We start from the raw sequence: 218 nt of genomic DNA, 5'->3' as shown, positions 1-218 counted from the left end.
GAAAGCCTGCACATGGAGATATTGTTATCGCTGCCATTGATGGCGAGTTCACGGTTAAACGTCTTCAGCTACACCCAATACTTATGCTTGTTCCTGAAAACAGTTCCTATACACCCATTATGATAAACAGCGAAGATTCGCTGGATATCTTTGGGGTTGTGACGTTTATCGTGAAAGCGGCAAGCTGATATGTTTGCCCTGGTTGATGTGAACTCGTT

At 44.0% G+C, this 218-nt stretch carries 1 protein-coding gene; it reads left to right on the top strand.

The window, feature by feature from the left end; translation table 11 throughout:
* The coding region (locus OGV69_RS01395) for a S24 family peptidase (protein ID WP_286469010.1) at nucleotides 1–188 on the top strand (188 nt) is incomplete at its 5' end.
* Between the last annotated feature and the right edge of the window lie 30 nt (nucleotides 189–218).

This window comes from Citrobacter sp. Cc139 (assembly GCF_030334645.1).
In the GTDB taxonomy this organism is placed as follows: Bacteria; Pseudomonadota; Gammaproteobacteria; order Enterobacterales; family Enterobacteriaceae; genus Citrobacter; species Citrobacter werkmanii.
Note: the sequence above shows the minus strand (reverse complement) of the source record. Positions and strands in the feature narration are given on the sequence as shown.